Source organism: Halalkalibacter oceani (genome assembly GCF_023715705.1).
Lineage (GTDB): Bacteria > Bacillota > Bacilli > Bacillales > Bacillaceae_D > Halalkalibacter > Halalkalibacter oceani_A.
The window spans coordinates 1-4,977 of sequence record NZ_JAMBOS010000049.1 but is presented as its reverse complement, the minus strand read 5'-3'; the positions used below and the strand labels follow the sequence as shown (position 1 = coordinate 4,977).

General features: G+C 34.7%; 6 protein-coding genes. 2 read left to right on the top strand and 4 right to left on the bottom strand.

The features are described 5' to 3' along the window. Nucleotides 1–659: 659 nt before the first annotated feature. A complete protein-coding gene (locus M3212_RS21400; protein ID WP_251195942.1) occupies nt 660–1,004 on the bottom strand; it encodes a hypothetical protein in 345 nt (114 codons plus the stop codon). Beyond that, nucleotides 1,001–1,696 (bottom strand): dCTP deaminase, encoded by a 696-nt coding sequence (dcd, locus tag M3212_RS21395; RefSeq protein ID WP_003320838.1) that lies wholly within the window; start codon nt 1,694–1,696, stop codon nt 1,001–1,003. Before dcd ends, M3212_RS21400 begins: the two co-directional genes overlap by 4 nt. A gap of 637 nt (nt 1,697–2,333) precedes the next feature. Between dcd and M3212_RS21390 the strand changes: the two genes are divergently transcribed. Continuing rightward, nucleotides 2,334–2,723 (top strand): cytochrome b5 domain-containing protein, encoded by a 390-nt coding sequence (locus M3212_RS21390; protein WP_003322272.1) that lies wholly within the window; start codon nt 2,334–2,336, stop codon nt 2,721–2,723. A 189-nt stretch (nt 2,724–2,912) separates the two neighbouring features. Here M3212_RS21390 and M3212_RS21385 read toward each other — a convergent pair whose 3' ends face one another. Then, entirely contained in the window at nt 2,913–3,323 is a 411-nt protein-coding gene (locus tag M3212_RS21385) for a GrpB family protein (protein WP_003322273.1), read from the bottom strand. Nucleotides 3,324–3,642: 319 nt separating this feature from the next. Between M3212_RS21385 and M3212_RS21380 the strand changes: the two genes are divergently transcribed. Next, nucleotides 3,643–4,179 carry a site-specific integrase gene (locus M3212_RS21380; protein WP_349774222.1) on the top strand — a complete coding sequence of 179 codons (537 nt, stop codon included), beginning with the start codon at nt 3,643–3,645 and terminating at the stop codon, nt 4,177–4,179. A 319-nt stretch (nt 4,180–4,498) separates the two neighbouring features. Here the strand turns inward: M3212_RS21380 and M3212_RS21375 are convergent, their stop codons facing one another. Continuing rightward, nucleotides 4,499–4,738, bottom strand: coding sequence for a hypothetical protein (locus M3212_RS21375; RefSeq protein ID WP_251195941.1), 240 nt, complete (start codon nt 4,736–4,738; stop codon nt 4,499–4,501). Nucleotides 4,739–4,977: the final 239 nt, after the last annotated feature.

The window sequence follows — 4,977 nt, the reverse complement described above, 5'->3', positions numbered from 1 at the left end:
TATCAAGTAGATTTGTAAAATGAAGGGGGAGCAAAGGATTGCTTCCCCTTCATTTTGGACAGTGAATCCGTCAGTTTTAGGACAATTAGCGCCGTCAAGATCCAGACATTGTAGAACGTCATTAACATTAATGGGGCCGATAGTTACTTTGCTAGATTAACTATGAGTAGTTGAGTTTAATTCAATATTTTACGAACCATAACTTTTTGTTAATCTAATTGATATTTTTCTTGCGGGGATGGGATGTTACAATCTTTTTTTCAAAGGTGAATTTCAGCAATTGTATTAGAAGAATAACAAATCTATTTCTTTATCTAAGTATTTCTTGAAATGTGTATTTCAATAATGTGTCATACTCCCCAAGCACTTCCATGCAGGGGAGTATTCGTTATGCAGAATTCTTTGATGTATAAAATACTTTACCCAAATTTTAAAAATGTATTCTTTAGTGGCTTTTTAATTGGAGGGATATAAGTTGCTAATATCACACCAAGCGTGAAAAACCTATGAATCTGATAAACGAAAGACATTTCGAATTTAATAATTGTATAAAAGCAAAAACCGAAAGTTCATTTGAAATTCAAATGAACTTTCGGTTTTCTTGTACAAAGTACATATTTCATAGTGTCGGAGATAGGGGTTAAATACTGTTAGGATCTTCATTCACTCCAAAACGTAAAAAAAGCATAAATGACAATATTTATTAATGCTACGATTGCTACAACTACCCAATACTCCTCATTAACACCGTACGCAATAAGGATAGTCAACAATATGCTTAGGCTAGCGTATACAAACTTATTTCTTTTCCTTTTAATCGACTTGGGAGAGTCTTTTTCAAGCTCATCTCTAAAGGCATCTAAAATAGAATCAACTTTCTTGTCAATATGGCCCTCTTTAATAAGAAATTGAACCATAGCATCCTGGTCAACATTTTCAGCGGACAATTCTTGTTTAGTTTCTGAAATGACATGCCTTCTGACTATTTCCCTTAAATTACTCATTTATCCTTTTTGCCTTTCTTAAACTCTTTTCTCGCAATATCAGCTAACTCTTTTGCAGCTAACTTAATATGAGACATTAAGTGTTTACCTAAGTCACTGGCCATTTCTTCAGAAACTTTCTTAACTCCTTTTTCTTTAAGAAAATCTTGGATTTCATCATCTAAATGTAATTTAGAAATACTAACCTCTGTAGCGTCCATGTATCTCGCATCCTGCTTTTCATAAGGTTTTAGCGGTTCTGTTTTCAACTCGAATAACGCCAATTGACAAATTTTAATACCAGGAATAAGTCTAAAACGAACGGGTGTATTGTTTACTGCAATTAGACTAATTTGTCCGCGATACCCGGGATTCATATAGTGAGCAGGACTAATCATTAGACCCAGAGACTTTACTCCATACCGCTCATATATGCGAGCAGTCATATTATGGGGAACCTTTAAGAATTCATGTGTCTGAATCAAAACAGATTCTTTTGGTTCAAGCCAGAACTCATCTACAGAAATATCAAACTTTTCATAGTGATCCTCAGTTACTTCCTTACCTAGTATAATGGGCTCATTGGAAGAATAACGTTTAACAACTGTATCTAACGTTAAGTTGATAGTCGCTCCTTCACAATACTCCGGATTATATGGTGTTATCAATTCTTCCTCTATTGCTAGGGTGTGCAAATCACGATCACTTAACATTCCTTCCTCCCCCTTTCCATTTTCATTTTGTTACCTTAATATTGCCATAAAAAATGAATTTTACAAGGGGGAACATGTGAACTAATGTATAACCTTGAAAAATATATACTTCTTTATTCTCTGCATTTCCACAAAAGACCACTGCATTTGAAGTGAAAATAAAGTTATTTAATTTTAAAACCTCAAATACGTATACCCCCGTCCTGCTTTAAGGATGGAGGTAAATTAAAGTTGTTTAATTTTTGATACAAAATATTTTCCATCGAACTAAAAAATAACAATAAAGTCTTTTGAAGTTTTCTTCCATAATAGCCAGATTGTGAAATTCCTTTTTTTGAACAGTATATTTGTACTATGCAGCAAATAGATCTGTTGTTTTTCGTAATTTCTTCTTCAACATAAGCACCCTTTAGTTAAGTACGGTATTTCACAAATCCCACTATATTTCACTTGAAATCTCCTCGCGTAATATCCATTTTTTCATTCTGCCATTAGTTTATTTGACAAAAAAGTGACCACATTTTTAACGGAAAGTGAACACTATGTTAAATGTAATCAAAATCTCTTTTAGTGAGGGGAGATAACATTTAACATATAACTATATAAAAAAGTTTTTAAAAATGTAGGGGGCAAGAAGATGAAAAAATTTAAAGGTTTATTAGTACTGTCAATGACGGCTTTTGTTTTAGCAGCTTGTGGTGGGGACACAACAACTGAAGAACCAGATACGTCGACACCGGAAGAAACTACAGAGGAAAATACTACAGAAGAAACAGAAGCTTCAGCAGTTGAAGAAGGTCAAGTATTCACACTGGAAGAACTTAGTGAGTATAATGGGCAAGATGGAAACCCCGCTTATGTAGCGGTTGACGGAGTCGTTTACGATGTTTCAGATATTGGAGCTTGGGAAGGTGGAGAACACTTTGGTGGAGTAATGGCTGGTGCTGACAACACAGAAGAAATTTCAGCATCTCCACACGGCTCTTCTGTATTGGAAAACTTACCAATCGTCGGTACACTTGAATAACAATAAGAATGAAACAAGACACCTAGTTACGATTCAAATAATCGTAACTAGGTGTCTTTGTTTAAAGGTGGCGGGAGAGCCTTATTACAATCCCAGTGTTGTCTATAGTCTTGAGTTTTGGAGAAGTTCGTTAACAAAATAAACATTAGGGGCTGCAACTGACAACTTTGAGTTCCGCTCTAGCACCCGTTAATTGAATAAGTTAGTTTTTCTCCACGTCTCTGCTTTATCATCAATTGCCTTAATATAATTGTTCTTGCCTTCTATATACTTAGTTATATTTGTAGGGGATTTCTCTGCCAATGTTTGTTTCAATTCACTGTACTTTATAGCTTCCTCTGGATGTGCAATCATATAATCCCTAAATGCTAAGTGACGAGCAATTTCTTCATTACCTTCTTCGTAAAAATGAACATGATGAGTTCTATTATCGCCACCCTTAATAAAAAAACGCCTTTTAGGAATTCCGTATTCACCCATCACTTCATAGCCTAATTGTTCCATCTCGCTATTGAACTTATCAACTTCACTAATGTTAGTAACCTCAACCATAATATCAATTACTGGTTTAGCTTTAATATTTGGAATGGGTACTTCCAATATGATACACATTTAAAATTTCGTTTTTAAACAAAGCTTTAAGTTTCTAACTTTCCTCCCGAAACATTTCTAACCATTCCTCACTATATGGTAAAACCTCAACTCTTCGCATTAAATCACCTCTTACATAATAAATAATTAAACAACTCATCAACTCTTATTGCACTAAACTGCTTCGTTCAGTTTAAGTGAATTCTTCACAAAGTAACCAACCTTGACACATAAATAATACCAGAAAAGGACTAATTGTCGTTCTTGTTTTTCATAAAATTGGAAATCCCCCCCTAAAATACACATAATACATAGGAGGGAACAAGCTGTGCAACTAACCAAAGCCTGGGAAGCATGCAAAGCTGAGAAACGAATTGAAGGATTTTCGCCCCATACCTTGAATGCCTACCGACTGCAAGCAAATCTCTTAGTCCGTCACTTCAAAGATATTAAACCCCAATCCGTTACAACCCAAGGTATTAAAGATTACTTAGCTTTATCCAGCGAAGGATTAAAACCATCGAGTCTTGCTCATCGTGTTCGATTTATCCGATCATTTTTTCGTTGGTTATACGAGGAAGGTCATATAACCACTAATCCTGCTGCCAAAATCACGGAACCAAAAGTAGGAAAACGAATCCCAAAGTTCTTAACAGAACGTGAAATTGAACATTTAAGGGAAGGTTGCCATACCCCGATGGAGAAGGCCTTGTTTGAGTTTATGTTTTCGACGGGATGTAGAATTGGTGAGATTGTTTCATTAGATAAGGATTGTATTAATGTTGGGAATCGTTCAGCGATTGTAAGAGGGAAAGGAGATAAAGAGCGTGAAGTGTATTTAATAGCAGATGTGATATTTGGTTAAAGCGTTACCTTTAGTTGAACAACCTATTGGACGTTTTAAATAACTTTATTGTAAATGTAACAACTTTATTTGTATTTAAACGACTTTATTGTCAATCGACATTCATGACAACGATGGAAGATTTAGACTTTTTGAAGTTTTTGAAAACTAAGGAAGGTCTAGACCACACTTTCTGTTCCCTTGAAAAGATTTATTGCCTGTTAGCATTCAGCAATTTATGAAGAAGGTCACGAATAGGTCTTCTATATGCGAACGCACGTTGCACAAATAAAGAGGAAGGGTACTCCTTCCTCTCATACTAAAAAATTATTTAGAGTTCCTAATTTGTTTCAGTCTCGTCGCTTCCATATGATTCCATAAAGTTATTGCATGCTTCCATCATATTCTCGCCTTCTAAGGAATTCATACCTTCCATCATATTCATCATGTCACCATTCATCATATTCATCATGCCATGGTTTTCATTAGCTTGAGATATTCCTGAGAACCCCATTGTTCCTACGACTAAAACAGAAGATAATCCAAATGAAAAGAGTAACATTTTCGTTTTTTCCCGCATGTTATTCACTCCTCTTAATAATGTATTGAATTTATTTTACATTTTTAGTTTAGACTTTAATTTTGATGAAACTGTGATAAATACTGATTTAATTTAATTTTTTTCTTTTAAATGAATGAATTTCATAATTTAAGTCCCTACGGGCTCAAGGCTTTTAAGCACTAAAAAAAGGAGTACCTCCCCAAAAGTCGAATTAGTTAAGTGTCCAAACAAAACTACGACTGGAGGAAGACTCCCTT